The following is a 20,881-nucleotide window of genomic DNA, read 5'->3' as shown; positions in this document are numbered from 1 at the left end:
AAAGGAGGAGTACTTTTTGGAGAAAGTAATTGATATAGAAGATCGCATACCTACGCTAAAAAAGCGACGAAAAAAGCGTACAAATCGGAAATTTATAGTGCTAATATTACTTTTCTTTATAGTGTTAGCAGTACTCCTTTATTTTCAATCTCCTTACAGTAAAATCAACAAAATAACAGTCAACGGCGCTCAATTAGCAGATGAACAATATTATTTACAGGCCAGTAGTCTTACACCTGGAAAGTCAATGTGGGGATTTAAAGTAGAAGATGTGGAGAAATTATTACTAAAGGATAAATGGGTAAAAGAAGCACAGGTTAAACGTAATTGGATTCAAGGCGTGACAATAGAAATTAAAGAATGGAAAAAAGTTGCGTACTTAGCTGGTGACGGTACTTACTATCCATTGCTTGAAAATGGCAAGCGTTTTGAACATGCTGAGGATGACATCCCGATTGATGCACCTGTATTTATCGGTATAACTGGTGAAAAGACAATTAATAAGCTAGTTAAGCAATTAGCACAATTAAAGCCAGAAGTATTAGACTTAATTTCTCAAGTTAATACAAACAGTGATGAGACAAATCCTAATGCGGTCAAGCTCTTTATGAATGATGGTTATGAAGTACGTGCTGTTATTCAAACTTTAGCAGAAAAGCTAAATCATTACCCCTCAATTGTGGCACAAATTCCGAATGCAGAAAAGGGTGTCATCGATTTAGAGGTTGGCTCGTATTTTAAATCTTTCAATGCTGAGTACAACCAAGTAAACGTTGACTTAACAGAAAATGCAGATGGAGAAACGGCCATCCAGGAAGTGAATAAAGATGAGCAACAAGAAAAAGAATAGCAAAGGAAATTTCTTTTCTAGAAAACAATTTGAGTTGCTTATTGTTTGTGTGACTATGGGGTTTATCATTGGCTATTCTTACAACCAGGCAAAAGACAATCGAGATGCAAGTTCGACGGATACAGAGCTTTTTGAGCAAGAGGAATCATATCGTGAGGAGTTAATTGCACAGCAAGAACGTAATAAAGAACTGTCCGAAGAAGCGAATGCATTACAAGAAAAAATTCGCAAGCATGAAAAATCATTTGTTGCTAGTGAAAAGGATTATACAAAGCTTGTTGAAGAAGCAGAGGATTTACGCTTGTTGTTAGGTGATTTAAATGCAGAAGGAAAAGGGATACGTATAACCCTTCAAGATGGGGATTACAATCCGAAATCTGCTAATCCTAATGATTATATCGTGCATGAAAGCCATGTTTTTAAATTGCTCAATGAGCTTAAAATTTCTGGTGCTCAAGCAATTGCTATTAATGGTCAACGTGTTAGGGCAGATTCTTATATACGCTGTAATGGACCAGTCATTACTATTGATGGCAAGCAACATCCGGCTCCATTTGTCATCGAGGCTGTAGGAGATTCAGCAACATTAATGGCTTCCTTAAATTTAAATGGTGGTGTTGTGGATCAATTAATAAATGACAATATTATTGTGTCATTAGAAGAAGATGAAAAGCTTACAATGCCCAAAGTAAAAGTAGAAAGTTAAACTATATTTTAGTTATAGCCTCCAGGTAAGTTATAGATTTTAACATGCGTCTGCATAATTCAGATCTAAGGCGTAATCTGTGGGGTGTTACGATACGTCTAGGAGGGGCTATTTTGAAAAAAAATATGTACACCCGAATAACGATCGTGCTATTTATTATCGGTTTGATGATAGCGGTACAATACAATACCATAAAGCAACCAGCTGAGCGAGATACACGAGATATTTGGGCCATAAGAGAGGAATTAGCAGAAGAGAAGCAAAGGCATTCCACATTATTAGCAGAAATTCGCTCACTTAATGAAGTAGTGGGTCGCTATGAGCAATCTGAGAAAGCAAATTTACAGGCAGCATTATATGAAACGTTGAATCGTTTAAAGCTACAGGCTGGGCTAACGGAAGTCACAGGGCCAGGAGTTGTACTTCGTGTTGAACCAGCGCCAGAATTAGTAGAAATGGGGTATGAAATTAAAGAAATTTCACCCGATTTACTAACTCAATTACTGAATGCTCTGTTTAAAAACAATGCAGCGAGTGTCTCCATAGATGGAAATCGGGTTGTCCATACGACAGCCATTCGAGACATAAATGGAAAGACTACAGTGAACAGTGTACCACTGTCCTCACCACCCTTTGAAATTTATATTGGGACAAGCTCTTTTAAAGAAGCTCAAAAAATGTACAATTCGTTACAGGCCTCTACATTTATCGATTCCTTTTATTTAGATAACTTTAATTTAATAATAGAGGAGCCAACTGAGCAGTTAACAATCCCAGCATTTGATCAGCCATTGACAAATGATTATTTAACAGAGGTGGAAAAAGGAGAATAATTTTATGTGGTTACCATTTTTAGGTTTGATGTTTGGACTTGCCCTTGGCTTGTTAACAAATATACAAATACCCTCTATATATGAAAATTATCTGTCAATAGCTGTTTTAGCAGCCTTAGATACATTATTTGGCGGTATTCGTGCTCAATTACAGCAAGTATATGACGATAAAGTATTTGTATCAGGGTTCTTTTTTAATATAATTCTTGCAGCAGGATTAGCCTTTTTAGGTGTGTATTTAGGAATAGATTTGTATTTAGCTGCTGTTTTTGCTTTTGGAGTACGTTTATTCCAAAATATAGCAATAATTAGGCGTATTTTACTAACTCGATTAGATGAGAAACGTCTCAAGAGGAAGAAAAATTCCTTAGAATGAGAGAAAAATTGAGCAAAATACTCGATTTGCTTAGACATTATGCGGAATTTACAATAGAATGAGAATAAGAGCATTTTTTCAAGGAGGTGCAGCTAATTGAATCAGCAAGATTTATATATTTCTCTTGATATAGGATCATCCTCTATCAAGGTATTAATAGGTGAAATGAGCGACGGTCAATTACATGTAATTGGAGTCGGAAATGTAAAATCGAATGGAGTTCGAAAAGGTGCAATTGTTGATATTGATGCAACAGTTCAATCGATTCGAAAAGCAATAGAACAAGCCGAACGAATGACAGGATATCAAATTAATGAAGTCGTTTTGGGTGTTCCGGCTAACCAGACGATGTTACAGCTAGTTAAAGGTGTTGTCGCTGTAAATAGTGAAAATAGGGAAATTACAGATGACGATTTAGATAGAGTGGTAGAATCTGCACAAGTCATGTCAATACCTCCTGAACGCGAATTAGTTAACATCATTCCAAGACAATTTATTGTAGATAACTTAGATGAGATTAAAGATCCAAGAGGTATGATTGGTATCCGTTTAGAAATGGATGCCACAATGATTACAACCTCGAAGACACTTCTACACAATGTTCTACGTTGTGTAGAACGTGCAGGTCTAAGTATTCGTGAAATATATTTGCAACCATTAGCGGCAGGCTTTTTTGCATTGACGGAGGATGAAAAAAACCAAGGTACTGCGTTCGTTGATTTAGGAGGCGGTTCAACTACTATCACAGTATTCGAAGAGGGACTGTTGACTCATACAGGTGTCATTCCAGTTGGTGGTGATCATATCACGAAAGATATTTCGATCGTCTTAAAAACACCAACAGAACAAGCGGAACAAATTAAACACCAATTTGGACATGCCTTTTATGATGACGCATCAGATGATGAACTCTTTGAAGTACCGGTTGTAGGGACCGATTCAACAGATCAATACAGCCAGCGCTTTATAGCAGAAATTATTGGTGCTCGCTTAGAAGAATTATTTGAGTTAGTCATTGACGAGCTAGCGCGTCTAGGAGTTCGAGATTTACCAGGTGGTGTTGTTTTAACGGGTGGCGTTGCAAAGCTTGAGGGTATAGCTCAACTGGCACGCCAGATTTTGCAAACGCGTGTTAGAATATATACACCCGATTATATTGGCGTTAGAGAGCCTTCATTTACAACGGCGGTTGGACTTATTCGTTACGCCTATTTAGAAGATGATTTTTATGGAAAAAGTACAAATGCGCAACCTCTTGAATATTCAGTTGTAGGATCTCCAGCAGCCACACCTAAAAAGCAAGAATATGCTGCACCTTCAGAATCAAAAGGGAGCGTAATCGGGAGAGCAAAAAAATTATTTGATAAATTTTTTGATTAACTTGAATGCGTAATGAATGATACAGAGTCGAGTTACCGTGGGAGGAAAAAGAAATGTTAGAATTTGATACAAGTGTTGATCAACTTGCAGTAATAAAAGTCATTGGTGTCGGTGGCGGCGGTAACAACGCTGTCAATCGAATGATAGAACATGGTGTACAAGGTGTTGACTTTATCGCAGTAAACACAGATGCACAGGCACTAAATTTATCGAAAGCAGAAATAAAGCTACAAATTGGTACAAAACTAACACGTGGGTTAGGTGCAGGTGCAAATCCTGAAGTAGGGAAAAAAGCTGCAGAAGAGAGCCGTGAACAGTTAGAAGAGGTTCTAAGTGGTGCAGACATGGTATTCGTTACAGCTGGAATGGGCGGAGGAACTGGTACTGGAGCCGCGCCAGTAATTGCACAAATTGCTCGAGATTTAGGAGCTCTTACAGTTGGTGTTGTAACGCGTCCATTTACGTTTGAAGGTCGCAAACGACAAACACAAGCCATCGGTGGTATTGGTGGCATGAAAGAGTCTGTAGATACTTTAATCGTCATTCCGAACGACAAGCTATTACAAATTGTCGATAAATCTACGCCAATGCTAGAGGCATTCCGTGAGGCAGATAATGTTTTACGTCAAGGTGTACAAGGTATTTCAGATTTAATTGCAACGCCAGGTCTTATTAACTTAGACTTTGCAGACGTAAAAACAATTATGTCTAACAAAGGTTCAGCGTTAATGGGTATTGGTATTGCTACAGGTGAAAACCGTGCTGCTGAAGCAGCTAAGAAAGCTATTTCAAGTCCTTTACTTGAATCATCAATTGATGGCGCAAAAGGTGTCCTTATGAATATTACAGGTGGCTCGAATCTTAGCTTATTTGAAGTACAAGAAGCCGCAGATATCGTAGCTTCAGCATCAGATGAAGAAGTAAATATGATTTTCGGTTCTGTTATTAACGAAAATCTAAAAGATGAAATTATTGTGACAGTAATTGCGACTGGTTTCTCAGAGGAAGCTCTACAGCAACAGCGTAATACTACACGACCGACGTTAAGTACAAATAGTACAAATAGACAAGCTGCACAGCAACAGCAAGCTCCGATTCGTGAGCAACGTCAAGATATGCATGTACAGCAAGAGCAACCACGTCAAAATCAACAAAATTATGCACAGGATGACATGCTTGAAGTACCAGCATTTTTACGTAACCGTAAAAATCGCGGATAAATCAGTATACAACCTTCTAAAAAGCTCGTATTTTACATTATGTGAAATACGAGCTTTTTATGTTGTTAAAAATCTATTATGTTATGAATGTTGTTGCTGCTGTCGCTACGCTTTCGCACTGAAAATATTTGTTTTCTTTAAATTAGAGAGTGACATCCCCAGAAGATACATTCTATGAAGTGGTTGATTGTAATGGAGACTGGGCGACTCCTTGGGGATCAGCGTCACAGATGAGACCCTGCAGCGAGCACATAGAGGAACGAAGGCTAAAAGCATCCTGTGATANATCGTGTTGGCCCAAGCGGCTCATCGGACGCCCCCAGGAAGCTTTGCTCTGTGCGAAAGCGAAGCGTCAGCGGCAAAGCGCCCAGTCGGAACGGAAATCAACCCCTCGCCTTGCAGAAAAGCCATATACTTATATTTAATATGACAGCATAATTTCATTGATATTCCCCTGACTATTTTCAGTGACATAAAATTAATTATGTTCAATTGTGTAAGGAAAGGATGTATTTTGTCAAAACATTTTAAGGAAATGATGCGATTGTTTGACAATATTTGTGGGTGTAACATGCTAACTTTGTAAGTAGGAGGCGGCTGTTATGTATGGAGAATGGCTGGTGCTCATTAATACACTTTTTAATCTAGCGATACTCAAGTTTACGGCAAAGGTAACAGGGGTTTTTGTAAAGAACACGAGATTATTAATGAGTTCTATTTGTAGTAGTTTTGTAGCTGTAATAGGTGGACAAATGCTGTTGACGACGCTGCTAAGCTTTATCTTACTAATCGGACTAGCTTTTCGCTTCAAGATTCGAAGCTTTCAAAAGCAAGGACCAATCGTTTTAACGGCAACAATCATTATTGGTGGATTATTAACAGCATTACAACCGTATTTAAAGAATCTTTCTGTCATCCATTTTATAATCATTTGCCTACTATTAGCTGTTGGTAACCTTCTTGCTTTTTATAAGCAATGGGGATTTGTAAAGCTTGAGCGGTTAAGTGGTCAGTTTGTGTTTGATACAGCGTTAAAAATTTTTGATGTAAAGATACCACTCTCTGCATTTGTAGATACCGGGAATCAAGCTATCGAGCCATTATCAGGAAAACCTGTTCACTTTGTCTCTTATGCGGCATTACGCCCGCATTTACCTGCAGCATTTTGCAAATCATTATTAGAATGGCAAGAAACTGATCCGTATAATGTATCCATGTTTTCAGAAGATTATCAGCGTTACATTCGATTTATTCATGTTAATACAGTGCAACAGCAGTCGGTTGTACTAGGTTTCCGCTTTGATGAGTGGCATATAAAGGGGGAGCACTCACAAGTGAAAATGAATGAATATATCGTTTTAACAAAAAAGGCTAAAAATTTTCCGCATAGCACAGCAGCAATTTTACATTTTTCAGCGCTTTCAAATAACTCATAGAGGGGGAGAACTATTGCTTCTTAGGCTACTTGCTAGCTTGAAAAAATTATGGAGTAAGTTTCGGAGTCGTGAAACGTACTATATAGGGGGAAATGATTCATTGCCAGTGCCACTAAGTCGAGAAGAAGAAGTTACAGTCATTGCATCCTTTATGAATGGTGATTTACGAGCTAGAGATACACTAATTGAACGTAATTTACGTCTTGTCGTTTATATTGCTAGACGTTTTGATAATACGGGAACGCCGATTGAGGATTTAATAAGTATTGGCTCTATCGGTTTAATTAAGGCGATTGAAACGTTCAATACGGATAAAAATATTAAGCTTGCAACATACGCTTCACGTTGTATTGAAAATGAAATTTTGATGCATTTACGTAAAACAAGTCGCATGAAGGGTGAAGTTTCATTAGATGAACCATTAAACTCCGATGCTGATGGAAACGAATTGTTATTGTCTGATATTTTAGGAACGGAAGAGCATATTATTTTAGACAATGTAGAGAAGAAAATTGAGCGTCAACATATGTTTCATGCCATTAATTTACTAGGTGCGCGTGAAAGATATATTATGGAATGTCGTTTCGGTCTCAATGGAAAAATTGAAATGACTCAAAAAGAAGTTGCTGATCATTTAGGTATTTCGCAATCATATATTTCTCGATTAGAGAAGAAAATTATTCAAGATTTACGCGAAAACTTAAATCAGCCAATATCTTAGAGAGGGAAATTTAACCTACCTAAAATTGGTCGTATCCTTAGTGCATATTCTCGTTTCTCTCGGACAAACTGATGTAACGGTTTAGTCAGAGAATAACATCCGGAGGAATCGAATATGCGAACTAAAGTTGATCTTTGCGGCTTAGATACATCGACTTTGCCAATTTTAAAGCACGAGGAAATGAAGGAACTATTCATCCGCTTACAAGCTGGAGAAACTGAGATTAGGGAAGAGCTTGTCATGTGCAATTTAAGGTTAGTACTCAGTATTGTCGGTAGATTTGCCTATAGGGGTGAACAGGCAGATGATTTATTTCAGGTAGGCTGTATTGGCCTCATGAAAGCCATTGATCATTTTGATTTGAAGCATAATGTGCGATTTTCAACATATGCTGTACCAATGATCATTGGTGAAATTCGTCGCCATCTGCGTGATCATCATGCTTTACGTGTTTCTCGTTCTCTAAGAGATATTGCGTATAAGGCGATGCAGGCAAAAGAGCAATGGATAACCGATAATTTACGCGAACCAACGATTGAAGAAATTGCTGAAATGATTGACATGAAAAAGGAAGATGTATTATTTGCTTTAGATGCCATTCAAGACCCAGTTTCATTACAAGAGCCCATTTATTCAGACGGTGGGGACGCTGTTTATATGATGGACCAATTACGTGATGATGATGTATCAGAAGAACAATGGGTTGCCTACGTGTCGGTAAAGGAAAGTTTGCAAAAGTTAGATGAACGTCAACAAATGATTGTTGCAAAGCGTTTTTATTACGGTGAGACACAAACTGAAATTGCAAAAGAATTGGGAATATCTCAAGCGCAAATTTCACGTCTGGAAAAAAATGCAATTGAAACAATGCAGAAAGATTATAAGTAAAAGACAATGCGCATCCGAGTTCTCGGTGCGCATTTTAATTATGTCGATGAAATTAAAACGTCATATAAGATTAAGATGGCTCTTCGGCAAAATGAGGGGGTGATTTCCGTTCCGACTGGGCGCTTTGCCGCTGACGCTTCGCTTTCGCACAGAGCAAAGCTTCCTGGGGGCGTCCGATGAGCCGCTTGGGCCAACACGATGTTGGTCACGAAGGCGTTATCACAAGACGTGATGCTTTTAGCCTTCGTTCCTCTATGTGCTCGCTCCAGGGTCTCATCTTTGACGCTAATCCCCAAGGAGTCGCCCAGTCTCAACTCCAATCAACCAATTCATATAGCATGTATCCTCTTCCAATTGCTATAATTTAAGTGATAAAACGTAATTTTAGCAAAAGGGTTTTGTCTATGCGACAGCAACAAATGTTTTCTGTGCGAAGGCGAAGTGTTAACTTAAGGTATGTTATTATAGCGTCCACTATTGAAATTCTACGCTATCGCTGATTGGAGTGGAAGGCTACTCGACTCCCGTGGGAAAGCGAGACAGGCGAGACCCTGCACGGAGCGAATGTTTTCCGTGCGAAAGCGTAGTGCTAACGCAGCGACAGCAACGTAGCGAAGGAAGCGGCTCGACGCTCGCCCACAGGAAAGCGAGTAGCCTGGAACGGAAATCACCTCCTCGTTTTGCCAAAGAAAGATTCCTTGATCATTTCATTTTCATTTAACCAACAATAAACACATAAATATAAAGGGAAAACATAGTTTGTTGGAAATAAAACGATGTTGAGAGTAATTGATCTAGGAGGGATAAAATGCGTTTCTCGATGTTACAGCAAAAAGAAGTTATTGAAGCAGGCAATGGACGCTTTTTAGGATTTGTGGTAGATGCAGAGGTATCAAAAGAAACAGGCTATGTAACGGCTTTTATGATTGCGGAGCCCCGAAAATATCTGGGCCTTTTTCGCGGGGAAGAATCTGTTAGGAAAGTGTATATGAAAGATGTACTTGTAGTTGGAAAGGATGTCATTTTAGTAAAAGCATTATCCTAAAGAGCAAAAATTTTTATGCGTATTAAAAATCTAAGCAATTTTAAAGCGTTGGTAGGGTAAATGTACTTTCACATAGGTCAGGCTATTCATTGATAATTCGAGTATTGCTTGTTACAATAAGAGAAACTATTGTTGTAAAGTTGGGAAAAACAGTGACAAAAATCTTAGCAAATTTGAATGAAATTAATGATCTAATACAAGCCACAAAAAAACGTGCAAATCGTGAAGCAGAGAAAGTCCAAATTATTGCAGTAACAAAAGAAGTTTCAGTAGAAAGAACACAAGAAGCAATTGATGCAGGACTTATTCATTTAGGAGAGAACCGTCCTGAAGGCTTAAATCGTAAAATTGAGGCTATTCAAGCTAACGTACATTGGCATTATATTGGGTCTTTACAAACACGTAAGGTAAAACAAGTTATTAACAGCATTGATTATTTACATTCATTAGATCGTCTGAGTTTAGCAGAAGAAATTGAAAAAAGAGCAGACAAACCTATAAAATGCTTTGTACAAGTTAATGTATCAGGCGAAGAATCAAAACATGGTTTATCAATTGAGGAAGTACTGCCTTTTATTGAATCATTAAAAAATTTTATAAAAGTTCAAGTTGTAGGTCTAATGACAATGGCACCAAATACAGATGAGGATACAATTATTCGCTCTGTTTTTAAGCAATTAAAACAATGTCAACAGCAAATAGCCGAGCAAGGATTCGCACATGCACCTTGTACCGAGTTATCAATGGGCATGTCTAATGACTTTGAAATTGCGGTAGAGGAAGGGGCTACATTTGTTCGAGTTGGAACGGCTCTTGTTGGAAATGAAAGAGGGGAACGGGATGAGCATGAAAAATAAAATTAAAAATTTCTTTTATCTTGAGGAAGAAATAGAAGAAGAAATCGCGCAAGCTCCTATTCAACAGCAGCAACCCGTACAACAGCAGCAGCAGATTCAATCAGTGAAGCCTAAAAAAGTTATGAAGGAGCGGAAGGCACCGGTTCAAGAAATTTTTCCGCAGAGTACAACACCTACAAACAACATTGTAAGTTTGCAGGCAGCTATGAATTCTAAAGGTGCAAAAGTTGTATTAGTTGAACCTAGAGTTTATGCAGAAGCACAGGATATTGCTGAACATCTTAAAAATAAGCGTGCAACCATCGTCAATTTACAACGTATTGAGCGAGAGCAAGGTGTACGGATTATTGATTTTTTAAGCGGCACGGTTTATGCACTTGGCGGTGATATTCAAAGAATCGGTAAAGATATTTTCCTATGCACACCTGATAATGTAGAAGTGTCTGGCGAAATTTCGAATTTTATTTTAGACGATAATTAATAGCGAGGATTGTAGTTTATATGATTTTATATTCAATTTATTACTATGTGTCATTAGCATTTAATATATACTCATTTATGCTAGTCGGATATGTACTGATGTCATGGGTACCTGCTGTACAAAGTACAAAGGTTGGTCGGATACTTGAAAAAGCTTGTGAGCCATATTTAGGTATCTTCAGGAAATTCATTCCACCCATTGGGATGATTGACATTTCACCAATTGTGGCAATTTTTATGCTTAATTTTATTAAAAATGGACTTGTTATTGTTATTCAAAAAATATACTTTATGTTTTAATAAAGAAATCCTCACTATTGGTGGGGTTTTTTTATTTATGGGAATACTACATAACAATTTAGTGGTGCTTCCCTAGAATTCGTAAGTGTGAGTAGTGCTATGTATATAAGTTAATTGGAGTGGTGGCTGGGCGACTCCTTGGGGAATCAGCGTTAGAGGAACGAAGGCTAAGAGCATCACATCCTGTGATAACGCCTTCGTGACCAACATCGGCTGCTACTGTCGCTGCGCTTTCGCACAAACAAAACCCTCTGCTGCCGCTACGTTAGCACTACGCTTTCGCGCAAAAGACATCTGTTGGCCCGAGACCCTGGAGCGAAGCGGCTCATCGAACGGCTTCAGGAAGCTCTGCACGAAAGCGAAGCGGCAGCAACAAAGCGCCTAGTCGGAACGTAAATCAACCCCCAAGTTTATGGTTAGGAGCCTATTTTTTATAAATCCTTAAAATACCAATGAAATTGAACTAGTAAAAGAGAGATAATAGAGGTGGAGTTACATGGAGCATTTAATTCAGCATTTTAGGAAAGATGAACAGTCTTTTATTGAACAGGTTGTGAGCTGGCAGCGTGAGGTGGAGGATCGATATGCTCCAAAGCTTACTGATTTTCTAGATCCTCGACAACGCTTTATTGTTGCATCCATTATTGGACAGTATGACACATTAAAAACAGCTAGTGCTGGGCTCTTTGATGAAGCTGAAAGACAACGTATGCTTATTTATCCTACTTATTATGAGCCAGTGGAAGAAGATTTTCAGCTTACAGTTTTTACAATTCAATATCCTGTGAAATATGTACAATTACGACATCCAGATGTTCTTGGAGCATTATTATCATTAGGACTGAATCGTGGCAAATTTGGTGATATTCGTGTAAATGAACATCTAGTACAGTTTGTAGTAGCGAATGAGGTAGCAGATTATGTACGTTTACATTTAACAGGTATTGGCAAAGTAAAAGTACAAGTAGAATCAATTAAAGAGACGGAGCCTCTGCTACAAAACGAGGAAGAGTGGCTAGAAGAGTCTCATACTGTTTCTTCCATGCGTTTAGATGTTATTATCTCAACAGTTTTAAAAATCTCGCGTCAAAAGGCACAAGCATTAATTACAGGTAAAAAGGTACGTGTCAACTGGACTGAGCGGGATACAGTTGCTTTTGAATTACAAGAAGGAGATATTTTATCTGTACGCGGAAGCGGTCGAGTAAAAATCATTATGACTGAAGGCCGTACAAAAAAAGATAAAATTCGTTTACAAGTCGGTCATTTGACTCAAAAAAGCTAAAAATCAAGTAAATTTCATTAATTTTTACTGCTAAGTTGTCGGAACAATTGTATAATAGAAAGTACGAATGTACATGTAAAGGAGAGAAGGATCGTATGCCATTATCACCTATTGATATACATAATAAGGAGTTTACCAAATCCTTCAGGGGTTATGCTGAAGATGAAGTAAATGAATTTTTAGATCAAATTATTAAAGACTATGAGATTTTGCTACGTGAAAAAAAAGAAGTAGACAGACAACTAGAAATGTCCTTAGAACAAGCGAGACATTTTAACACTTTAGAGGAAACGTTACAAAAATCAATTGTTGTTGCACAAGAGGCAGCTGATGAAGTACGAAGAAATTCTCAAAAAGAGGCTAAACTCATTGTAAAGGAAGCAGAAAAAAATGCTGATCGTATTATCAATGAGGCTTTAACGAAGGCTCGTAAGGTAACAATTGAAATTGATGAGCTGAAAAAACAATCAAAGGTATTCCGTAATCGTTTTAAAATGCTTGTAGAGGCACAGCTTGATTTACTAAATGCAGATGATTGGGATCATTTGCTACAATATGATATTGATCTTACAGAAATTCAAACATCTGTTGAAGAAGCACAGGAAGCCGATCAAATTTAAATGCTACCTTATATTGCTATTATTGCGTAGACCTTTGAACGCAATAAGTGAAACTTGACGTGATTGTTTGATTTTCATATACTATTGTAATAGTAATTATTTTGAACAGATATGCATACAGGCAGAGACGAAGACAGTATTTGTTAGGCGTAGTTAAGCGATTTGGGGATAGTGTGAGCCCAAACAAGCAACTAACATTGAACATCACTTCGGAGCTAAATAACTGAATGTAGTAAGTTATTTCGTAATGCACGACGTTAATGTGCTTTAAGTGGTAGTACAATTTTGTACTACAATTAGGGTGGTACCGCGAGTATAAGCTTCTCGTCCCTTTGAGGGATTGAGGGGCTTTTTTATGTTCAAATGGCGGTTGGCTTCCATTTCTTATTAGTGTTCCATTGTTAAAATGAATTGATTTTGCCAATAACTAGAAGTTAGAGGTGGCATTTCTCAAAACGAATGCTATGTATATAAGTTGATTGGAGTGGAGGCTGGGCAACTCCTTAGGGATCAGCGTCACAAATGAGACCCTGGAGAATAGAGAAACGAAGGCTAAGAGCATCACGTCCTGTGATAACGCCTTCGTGACCAACATCCTGCCGCTGACGCTTTGCTTTCGCGCAAAAAACATCCTGCCGCTGACGCTTCGCTTTCGCGCAAAAAACATCCTGCCGCTGACGCTTCGCTTTCGCGCAAAAAACATCCTGTTGCTGTCGCTACGTTAGCACTAAGCTTTCGCACAGAAAACATTTGTTGGCCCAAGCGGCTCATCGGACGCCCCTAGGAAAGCGCCCAGTCGGAACGGAAATCAACCCTACGTTATGGTGAAAAGCCTAATAACTGTCGTATGTGAATGAGCACTTAAGTGTATTTGTTCTTTGTTTGTAAATTTAAAGGAGGAATTGAAAAAATGGTTGAGTACAAAGATACTTTATTAATGCCAAAAACAGATTTCCCAATGCGTGGAAACTTACCGGCAAATGAACCGAAAATGCAAGAAAAATGGGATGGAATGGACATAAATAAATTACAGATGGAGCGCACAGCAGGACGCCCAGAATATGTGTTACACGATGGTCCTCCATATGCAAATGGTGATATCCATATCGGTCATGCTTTAAATAAAGTACTGAAAGATATGATTACGCGCCATCGCTCTATGAATGGTTATCATGTGAACTATATTCCAGGCTGGGATACACATGGTTTACCAATTGAACAAGCACTGACAAACAAAGGTGTAAAGCGCAAAGAAATGTCTGTAGCTGACTTCCGTAAATTATGTGAAGAGTATGCGTACGAGCAAATTGACAACCAACGTACACAATTCCGCCGTTTAGGTGTTCGTGGTGATTGGGAAAATCCATATATTACATTAAAGCCTGAATTTGAAGCACGTCAAATCGAAGTATTCGGAAAGATGGCTGAAAAAGGCTATATTTATAAAGGTTTAAAACCAGTTTACTGGTCTCCATCATCTGAATCTGCACTGGCAGAAGCAGAGATTGAATATCAAGACGTTAAATCGGCTTCTATTTATGTAAGCTTTGCGATTAAAGATTCAAAAAGCGTTGTACCAACTGATGCTAAATTTATCATTTGGACAACAACACCTTGGACAATTCCAGCGAACTTAGGGATTTCTGTAAACCCTGAATTTATCTATGTGGTTGTGGCAATTGCAGATAAAAAATTCATCGTTGCAAAAGAATTATTAGAAACAGTTGCTAACGAACTTGAGTGGGAAGCGTATGAAGTTGTTCAGGAAGTAAAAGGTGAGGCATTAGATCGAGTTGTTGCACAGCACCCATTTTATGACCGTGAATCACTTGTAATGGTTGGAGAGCACGTAACTGCAGAAGCGGGTACTGGCTGTGTTCATACAGCACCAGGACACGGGGAAGAGGACTATCATATTAGTAAGCAATATGGTCTACCAATTCTTAGCCCTGTTGATAATAGTGGCTGCTATACAGATGAAGCACCTGGTTTTGAAGGTGTATTCTACAATGATGCAAACAAATTGATCACAGAAAAATTAAAAGAAGTCGGCGCATTAGAAAAACTTAACTTCTTTACACACTCTTACCCACATGATTGGCGTACGAAGAAACCAGTTATTTATCGTGCAACACCGCAATGGTTTGCGTCTGTTGATGCATTCCGTGATGAGTTACTAGGGGCTGTAAAATCAACAGCATTTACACCTGCTTGGGGTGAAACACGCCTTTATAATATGATTCGTGACCGTGGGGACTGGGTAATTTCACGCCAGCGCGCATGGGGTGTGCCAATTCCAATTTTCTATGCTGAAAATGGTGAGCCAATTATTACACCAGAAACAATTGCCCATATCTCTGCATTATTCCGTGAACATGGGTCAAATATTTGGTTCCAAAAAACTGCAAAAGAATTATTACCAGAAGGCTTCACACATCCAGGTAGCCCGAACGGTGAATTTACAAAAGAAAATGATATTATGGACGTTTGGTTTGACTCAGGTTCTTCTCACCAAGGTGTGCTAGTAGAACGTGGTATGAAATATCCAGCTGATCTATATTTAGAGGGCTCTGACCAACACCGTGGATGGTTTAACTCATCATTAATTACTTCTGTAGCTATTAATGGCTATGCACCATACAAAGGACTATTAACACATGGTTTCGTTCTAGATGGTGAAGGTCGTAAGATGAGTAAATCTTTAGGGAATGTCATTATCCCGAAAAAGGTTATGGATCAATACGGAGCAGATATTCTTCGTTTATGGGTTGCTTCTGTAGATTATACAGCCGACGTTCGTATCTCAATGGATATGTTGAAGCAAGTTTCTGAGGTTTATCGAAAAATTCGTAACACATTCCGTTTCTTACACGGAAATGTAGCAGATTTCGATGCAACGAAAGATCGAGTAGCCTATGCAGACCTACGTGAAATGGATCAATACGTTTATATGCGCCTACAGGATGTTTTAAAAACTGTACGTGCTGCATATGATCGCTATGATTTTGCAGCTGTTTATCATGCAGTGAACAACTTTGTTGCCGTAGAATTATCTTCATTCTATTTAGATATTGCAAAAGATGTTGTGTACATCGAAGGTCATGACAACAAAGACCGCCGTGCGATGCAAACGGTTATTTATGACACATTAATGACATTAGTAAAAGTAATGTCACCTATTATCCCTCATACAACTGATGAAATGTGGTCTTACTTACATGCTCAAGGTGTTGTAGAAGAGGTATCTGTACAATTAACAGACTTCCCAGAGGTTGATGAACATGAAAACTTTGAAAACCTACGTGCAAAATGGGTGAAAATTATTGATGTTCGTGATGATATTTTAAAAGCATTAGAAGAAGCTCGTAATGCAAAAACAATCGGTAAATCGCTTGAAGCGAAAGTGACAGTTTATGCGAAAGAAGATGTGGCAGCATTATTAAATGATGCAAACATTAATTTTGCACAGCTTTCAATCGTTTCTGCCTTTGAGGTGGCATCAATAGAAGCTGCACCTGCAGATGCATTAGCTCTTGAACATGCATCGATTGTTGTAGAAAAGGCAACAGGTGAAAAATGTGAACGTTGCTGGTCAATTTCTGAAACAGTTGGTTCAAATGAAGCTCATTCAACAGTGTGCGCGCGTTGTGCAGACGTTGTAGAAAAATATTACGCTTAAAAATAAAACAAATAGTAATGCAAATTAAACGCAAGTCTCCTTGATGATGGGGGGGCTTGCGTTCTTTAGTTCCAAAGTGACGGATAGAACTTATTCTAGCAAGTTGAAAAACCTTCCTTATAGAGTTATGTATAAAAAATAAGTTTATTGCATTCTCGCCCTACGCCGGGGTGCGGATCGTGTCCTTTGGAGGAATTTTTGAATACTTAAAACGTCAATATCACATTTCAAATACAACGTGATATTCGAACAATAGCAAGTATTTTAAAGACATGATGATAGGAGCAAGGCATACGGGTGATATATCAACTTCTCGCCGTTTACTATACATGTTGATGGGCGTGAATGCACTTTTTTATTTAAATAATATTTCTTTTGTATTGCGGTAGTCCGTTGGAGATATGCCAACATATTTTTTAAACGTAAGGCTGAAATAATTAGGTGTGTTAAAACCACAGATGGAGGAGATTTTTTCAATGGTGTAATCGTATTTTCGCAAATACGGCAGTGACTTGATGATACGTGTAAAGGCAACATAATCAACAAAATTCCGACCAGTCTCTTTTTTAAACAATCTACTAAAATGAGTAGGACTAAAGTTAATATACTTGGCAACATCACTGATTGTAATTTGTTCATCATAATGTTCCTCTATATATTGGATACCCTTTTGGAGTTGTTCTTGCTTTGTTAAATCTTCATAAAACCGTATATGAATATTATGAACAGGTGGTTTTCTCCGCGCCTTTCGCGCTTGGCTATAGGATTCCTTGACTTGCATGGCGTCCTGAAAAACACCGCCAATTCCCATAAAAAGATGGATGCAATAATCTTTTTTTAACACTTCAATAACCTCAAGTAAACAAGCTAGCCCCTCAGACCAATGTTTAAATGATGTGTATTCATTAGGAATGCGCATAAGCAACAGTAAATAACGTTCAAAATTTAAAAAGGACAACGGTGCTTTGTTAGCAAAGTTCTGACGAAACACATTTGTTATAACACTGCTCGCATCATGAGGGACAGGTCGATCTTCATTCACATCTATATAGCCCTGAATTAAAAACACGATATTTGGAATACAGTGTTTCGATAAAAAAGAGGCAGACTGGATGATTTCCTGCTCATTTTCAACTTCTCCTCGAATAAGTCGTTTTAAAAAGGCTTCTCGGAAAGGTGAAGTATGATCTTGCGAAATTTGCTGTGATAGCTCAAGCATTGTAAGAGTACTCTCCTGCTTTTCTTTATAGGACGTATAAAGCTTTTTAACAATTCGTAGAAATTTTGCTTTCTGTAATGGTTTTATGAGAAGTGCGGGCAAATTTAGTTCAATCGCTATACCAGTTGAGTAGGTAAGGTGTTCTGCAACAATAGGGACAATTATACTATTAGGATAATTTCTTTTTAACCGATTTATCTTTACCCAGTCAAATAAGCGGTTGATTTCATAGACAATGATGGCGACATCTTCTGTTTTGGGTTCTTCACAGTTCGAAAATGTATTAGGTAGAAATTCTTCTAGCCAGTAGCCCATTTGTTGTTTTGTATTTGAATTTTCAATGTACCAAACAATATTTAAAATGCTAACAGCTCCCTTCTATTGAAATAAAAAACAATAAAAACATTTTAACTTAAAATAGCATTTTTTTGTACTAATACAGCAATATTTTGTAACTATATTATAGGTTAAATAGAATAGAATAATTGTAGTGAATAATAATTTGAAATTTCAGATAATTATTTACCATACAGAAAGGGGAGTTTAAATATGGCAGAAGTAGGGAGTCATGATTATGAATACGTGGAAGCAGGAACCATAAATGTGAGGGATCTTCCGCCACTGGATGCAACTACTAACAAAATTATGAAAGATGAGTTTACTACAGGTTTTGGCTTAACGGTATTTTATTTCATTTTAATTTTTAGCATTCCAGTTATGAACTGGTTCGCTCCAGAATTTGCTTTTAAGAAAATTTGGGGCGGTATGACAATTACATGGTTTGTGACAACAGTCGTTATGATGGCAATGGCTTTTATTATTGCTTATGTGCATACAGCATTGTACGAAAAACGCCTAAAGAAATACGAAATACTTAATAAGTAGTTTTAGCTAAGGGGGGATATGTTGAATGATGAAAGCTCTATTAGAACCGAAGATGTTAATGACTATTGCTTTAATGGGAACAATTGTATACATTACGTATTTAACGAAAAGAAATGCAACGGCATCCGATTTCTTTGTTGGGGGACGAAGTTTTGGATGGTTTACAAATGGTTCGGCAATTGGAGGAGACTATTTAAGTGCGGCTACTTTTCTTGGGATAGCTGGTTTAACTTTTCAATTAGGGTATGATGGTGCTTATTATGCATTTTGCTTCTCCATTGGATTAACACTGTTAGCTATTTTCGTAGCTGGTCCATTAAGACGCTTCGGCGCATTTACTGTTGCTGATTTTTTAGCCTATCGTTTTCATAGTAGACGAGCTCGGTTAGTAGCAGTAGCTGTAGTTTTGGCGATTTCTGGTTTTTATGCAGCGCCACAATTATTAGGGGCAGCACAAATTTTAAGTATGTTTTTTGGCACCTCTTATGAATTCGGGATCATCTTTACATGTATTGTAATGATTTTCTATGTAGGAATAGGCGGTATGAAAGGAACAACAATTAACCAAGCTTTAGAGCTTTGGATTCGCCTCGGTGCGTTTATTGTTATGTTGATTGCAGCAATGTATAGTGGTTTACATTACGATAAAATTTTAGCAGCTATTAATTCATTCAGCGGTCCTATTACAGGAACCTCACCATACGCTTTAGATGGAAGTGATATTAATTTTGATGGTGCTGCATGGACTGGGACAGGCTTTTATTTCCCAACATTTTGGCAAACTATCAGTATGACAATAGGTTTAGCATTAGGTACAATTGGTCTGCCACATATATTACTAAGATTTTATACGAATCCAAGTGCGAAGGCAGCTCGTAAATCAGCCCTTATGGCGATTGGAATTGCAAGTGCGTTTTTCTTATTAGCTGTATATTTGGGTGCCGTAGGTCGATCTATTTTTATCTCAGGTACAGCAAGTGAGGAAGTAATGCGTGATTTAGTGCTTGGCGGGAACAATATGGTTATTCCAACAACTGCACTTGCATTAGGAGGTAAATGGCTGCTTGGGCTGGTCATAGCAGGGGCATTTGCGGCGATATTCTCAAATTTATCAGGATTATTTATTACAAGCTCAGGTGCATTAGCCCATGATTTATATGCAAGCATTATGAAAAAGGATATTACAGAAAAACAACGAGTGATTGCAGGGAAAGTAGCAATTGTTATATTAGGTATTTTATATGGAGTATTAGGCTTACTTGTTAAGGATGCATCCATTGGACATTTAGTCGCTCTAGCCTTTACTGTTGCGGCGAGTACATTTACACCAATATTCATTTTAGGTATTTGGTGGAGAGGAATGACAGAGAAAGGAGCAATTGCAGGTTTACTAATTGGACTTGGCGTATCCATGTGGATGATTTTCCTACCAGGAACACTACCAAGTTTCTTACAATTTAAAATTCCTGGCATTGTGACAGTACCAGTTGGCTTCTTATCGGTTGTTATTGTGTCATTATTAGATCGAAAAGTACCAGCTGATGTCAATGATTTCATGAAGCGTGTGCATTCAAAAGAATCTGAAACAGCCTAAAAACGCAGCCTCGAATAAAAATTAAAAGCTATTGCCATTACTTATAAAGTGATGGCAATAGCTTTTTTTGTAGGAACGAAGTGATGGTAGAAACCAGAGTGACGGAAAGAAGGACGAAAGCGACGGATAGAAATCAGAGCGACGGAAAGAAAGCCGAGAGTGACGGAAAGAAGGGCCAAAGCGACGGAAAGAAAGCCGAGAGCGACGGAAAGAAGAGCCGAAGCGACGGATAGAAATCAGAGCGACGGAAAGAAGAGTCAAAGCGCCGGAAAGAAAGCCGAGAGCGACGGAAAGAAGAGCCGAAGCGACGGATAGAAATCAGAGCGACGGAAAGAAGAGCCAAAGCGACGGAAAAAAAGCCGAGAGTGACGGAAAGAAGAGTCAAAGCGACGGATAGAAATCAGAGCGACGGAAAGAAGAGTCGAAGTGACGGAAAGAAAGGCGAGAGCGACGGAAGGAAGAGCCGAAGCGACGGATGGAAACCAGAGCGACGGAAAGTCAACGCGC

The 20,881-nt window shown here is 38.3% G+C and carries 22 protein-coding genes and 1 other annotated feature; of the genes, 18 read left to right on the top strand and 4 right to left on the bottom strand.

The annotated features are described in order from the left end of the window. The first annotated feature begins 16 nt into the window (after positions 1–16). The 9 genes from AN161_RS12240 (at position 17) to sigG (ending at position 8,410) form a co-directional block, all read left to right on the top strand. Positions 17–850, top strand: a complete 834-nt coding sequence (locus AN161_RS12240) for an FtsQ-type POTRA domain-containing protein (protein ID WP_053594640.1) — start codon at positions 17–19, stop codon at positions 848–850. Next, positions 828–1,556, top strand: coding sequence for a DUF881 domain-containing protein (locus AN161_RS12235; RefSeq protein ID WP_053594639.1), 729 nt, complete (start codon positions 828–830; stop codon positions 1,554–1,556). The genes AN161_RS12240 and AN161_RS12235 overlap by 23 nt, the downstream gene beginning before the upstream one ends. 113 nt (positions 1,557–1,669) lie before the next feature. Next, positions 1,670–2,389, top strand: a complete 720-nt coding sequence (locus tag AN161_RS12230) for a DUF881 domain-containing protein (RefSeq protein ID WP_053594638.1) — start codon at positions 1,670–1,672, stop codon at positions 2,387–2,389. A gap of 4 nt (positions 2,390–2,393) precedes the next feature. After that, entirely contained in the window at positions 2,394–2,765 is a 372-nt protein-coding gene (locus tag AN161_RS12225) for a small basic family protein (protein WP_053594637.1), read from the top strand. A 96-nt stretch (positions 2,766–2,861) separates the two neighbouring features. Continuing rightward, positions 2,862–4,145, top strand: a complete 1,284-nt coding sequence (gene ftsA / locus AN161_RS12220; RefSeq protein WP_053594636.1) for a cell division protein FtsA — start codon at positions 2,862–2,864, stop codon at positions 4,143–4,145. 53 nt (positions 4,146–4,198) lie between these two features. After that, positions 4,199–5,365, top strand: a complete 1,167-nt coding sequence (ftsZ, locus tag AN161_RS12215) for a cell division protein FtsZ (protein ID WP_053594635.1) — start codon at positions 4,199–4,201, stop codon at positions 5,363–5,365. A 602-nt stretch (positions 5,366–5,967) separates the two neighbouring features. After that, a complete protein-coding gene (locus AN161_RS12210; protein ID WP_053594634.1) occupies positions 5,968–6,801 on the top strand; it encodes a sigma-E processing peptidase SpoIIGA in 834 nt (277 codons plus the stop codon). 13 nt (positions 6,802–6,814) lie between these two features. After that, positions 6,815–7,522, top strand: coding sequence for an RNA polymerase sporulation sigma factor SigE (sigE, locus tag AN161_RS12205; RefSeq protein ID WP_053594633.1), 708 nt, complete (start codon positions 6,815–6,817; stop codon positions 7,520–7,522). 114 nt (positions 7,523–7,636) lie between these two features. Further along, positions 7,637–8,410 (top strand): RNA polymerase sporulation sigma factor SigG, encoded by a 774-nt coding sequence (gene sigG / locus AN161_RS12200; RefSeq protein ID WP_053594632.1) that lies wholly within the window; start codon positions 7,637–7,639, stop codon positions 8,408–8,410. A 38-nt stretch (positions 8,411–8,448) separates the two neighbouring features. Here the strand turns inward: sigG and AN161_RS28815 are convergent, their stop codons facing one another. Next, entirely contained in the window at positions 8,449–8,706 is a 258-nt protein-coding gene (locus tag AN161_RS28815; RefSeq protein ID WP_143114767.1) for a hypothetical protein, read from the bottom strand. A gap of 512 nt (positions 8,707–9,218) precedes the next feature. Here AN161_RS28815 and AN161_RS12190 point away from each other — a divergent pair. The 6 genes from AN161_RS12190 to AN161_RS12165 all read left to right on the top strand — a co-directional run bounded on the left by AN161_RS12190 (position 9,219) and on the right by AN161_RS12165 (position 12,997). Further along, positions 9,219–9,455, top strand: a complete 237-nt coding sequence (locus AN161_RS12190; RefSeq protein WP_053594630.1) for a YlmC/YmxH family sporulation protein — start codon at positions 9,219–9,221, stop codon at positions 9,453–9,455. Positions 9,456–9,607: 152 nt separating this feature from the next. Continuing rightward, complete coding sequence (locus tag AN161_RS12185; RefSeq protein ID WP_053594804.1) at positions 9,608–10,312, top strand: YggS family pyridoxal phosphate-dependent enzyme; 705 nt, start codon at positions 9,608–9,610, stop codon at positions 10,310–10,312. Beyond that, a complete protein-coding gene (locus tag AN161_RS12180; RefSeq protein ID WP_053594629.1) occupies positions 10,296–10,793 on the top strand; it encodes a cell division protein SepF in 498 nt (165 codons plus the stop codon). The genes AN161_RS12185 and AN161_RS12180 overlap by 17 nt, the downstream gene beginning before the upstream one ends. A gap of 20 nt (positions 10,794–10,813) precedes the next feature. After that, on the top strand, positions 10,814–11,092 hold the full coding sequence (locus tag AN161_RS12175; RefSeq protein ID WP_053594628.1) for a YggT family protein: 279 nt from the start codon (positions 10,814–10,816) through the stop codon (positions 11,090–11,092). A 496-nt stretch (positions 11,093–11,588) separates the two neighbouring features. Continuing rightward, positions 11,589–12,377 (top strand): RNA-binding protein, encoded by a 789-nt coding sequence (locus tag AN161_RS12170; protein ID WP_053594627.1) that lies wholly within the window; start codon positions 11,589–11,591, stop codon positions 12,375–12,377. A gap of 95 nt (positions 12,378–12,472) precedes the next feature. Further along, the gene (locus AN161_RS12165; RefSeq protein WP_053594626.1) at positions 12,473–12,997 is read left to right on the top strand and encodes a DivIVA domain-containing protein; all 525 of its coding nucleotides are present in this window, start codon (positions 12,473–12,475) and stop codon (positions 12,995–12,997) included. 115 nt (positions 12,998–13,112) lie between these two features. Continuing rightward, positions 13,113–13,332, top strand: a binding site (T-box leader). A gap of 226 nt (positions 13,333–13,558) precedes the next feature. Here AN161_RS12165 and AN161_RS28810 read toward each other — a convergent pair. Beyond that, the gene (locus AN161_RS28810) at positions 13,559–13,768 is read right to left on the bottom strand and encodes a hypothetical protein (protein WP_143114764.1); all 210 of its coding nucleotides are present in this window, start codon (positions 13,766–13,768) and stop codon (positions 13,559–13,561) included. 139 nt (positions 13,769–13,907) lie between these two features. Between AN161_RS28810 and ileS the strand changes: the two genes are divergently transcribed. After that, positions 13,908–16,676 (top strand): isoleucine--tRNA ligase, encoded by a 2,769-nt coding sequence (ileS, locus tag AN161_RS12160; protein WP_053594625.1) that lies wholly within the window; start codon positions 13,908–13,910, stop codon positions 16,674–16,676. 355 nt (positions 16,677–17,031) lie between these two features. Here ileS and AN161_RS12155 read toward each other — a convergent pair whose 3' ends face one another. Continuing rightward, positions 17,032–18,210, bottom strand: coding sequence for an AraC family transcriptional regulator (locus AN161_RS12155; protein ID WP_241774557.1), 1,179 nt, complete (start codon positions 18,208–18,210; stop codon positions 17,032–17,034). Between the two features lie 234 nt (positions 18,211–18,444). On the opposite strand from AN161_RS12155, the gene AN161_RS12150 reads away from it, so the two are divergent. After that, a complete protein-coding gene (locus AN161_RS12150; protein WP_053594623.1) occupies positions 18,445–18,780 on the top strand; it encodes a hypothetical protein in 336 nt (111 codons plus the stop codon). Positions 18,781–18,805: 25 nt separating this feature from the next. Beyond that, positions 18,806–20,374: a cation acetate symporter gene (locus AN161_RS12145; RefSeq protein ID WP_053594622.1), complete on the top strand. Its 1,569-nt coding sequence runs from the start codon at positions 18,806–18,808 to the stop codon at positions 20,372–20,374. Between the two features lie 257 nt (positions 20,375–20,631). On the opposite strand, the gene AN161_RS30330 is transcribed toward AN161_RS12145, so the two are convergent. After that, positions 20,632–20,881, bottom strand: a 250-nt coding sequence (locus AN161_RS30330; RefSeq protein ID WP_206743145.1) for a hypothetical protein, incomplete at its 5' end; no start/stop codon positions are given.

Source organism: Lysinibacillus sp. FJAT-14222 (assembly GCF_001278875.1).
GTDB lineage: Bacteria > Bacillota > Bacilli > Bacillales_A > Planococcaceae > Lysinibacillus > Lysinibacillus agricola.
Note: the sequence above shows the minus strand (reverse complement) of the source record. Positions and strands in the feature narration are given on the sequence as shown.

Coding starts and splice junctions, on each gene's coding strand:
- AN161_RS12145 (WP_053594622.1), top strand. CDS start 18,806: ATGATGAAAGCTCTATTAGAACCGAAGATGTTAATGACTATTGCTTTA.
- AN161_RS12150 (WP_053594623.1), top strand. CDS start 18,445: ATGGCAGAAGTAGGGAGTCATGATTATGAATACGTGGAAGCAGGAACC.
- ileS (WP_053594625.1), top strand. CDS start 13,908: ATGGTTGAGTACAAAGATACTTTATTAATGCCAAAAACAGATTTCCCA.
- AN161_RS12190 (WP_053594630.1), top strand. CDS start 9,219: ATGCGTTTCTCGATGTTACAGCAAAAAGAAGTTATTGAAGCAGGCAAT.
- AN161_RS12235 (WP_053594639.1), top strand. CDS start 828: ATGAGCAACAAGAAAAAGAATAGCAAAGGAAATTTCTTTTCTAGAAAA.
- AN161_RS12210 (WP_053594634.1), top strand. CDS start 5,968: ATGTATGGAGAATGGCTGGTGCTCATTAATACACTTTTTAATCTAGCG.
- AN161_RS28810 (WP_143114764.1), bottom strand. CDS start 13,768: ATGAGCCGCTTGGGCCAACAAATGTTTTCTGTGCGAAAGCTTAGTGCT.
- sigG (WP_053594632.1), top strand. CDS start 7,637: ATGCGAACTAAAGTTGATCTTTGCGGCTTAGATACATCGACTTTGCCA.
- AN161_RS12155 (WP_241774557.1), bottom strand. CDS start 18,210: ATGGGCTACTGGCTAGAAGAATTTCTACCTAATACATTTTCGAACTGT.
- AN161_RS12170 (WP_053594627.1), top strand. CDS start 11,589: ATGGAGCATTTAATTCAGCATTTTAGGAAAGATGAACAGTCTTTTATT.
- AN161_RS12175 (WP_053594628.1), top strand. CDS start 10,814: ATGATTTTATATTCAATTTATTACTATGTGTCATTAGCATTTAATATA.
- AN161_RS12180 (WP_053594629.1), top strand. CDS start 10,296: ATGAGCATGAAAAATAAAATTAAAAATTTCTTTTATCTTGAGGAAGAA.
- AN161_RS12165 (WP_053594626.1), top strand. CDS start 12,473: ATGCCATTATCACCTATTGATATACATAATAAGGAGTTTACCAAATCC.
- ftsZ (WP_053594635.1), top strand. CDS start 4,199: ATGTTAGAATTTGATACAAGTGTTGATCAACTTGCAGTAATAAAAGTC.
- AN161_RS12225 (WP_053594637.1), top strand. CDS start 2,394: ATGTGGTTACCATTTTTAGGTTTGATGTTTGGACTTGCCCTTGGCTTG.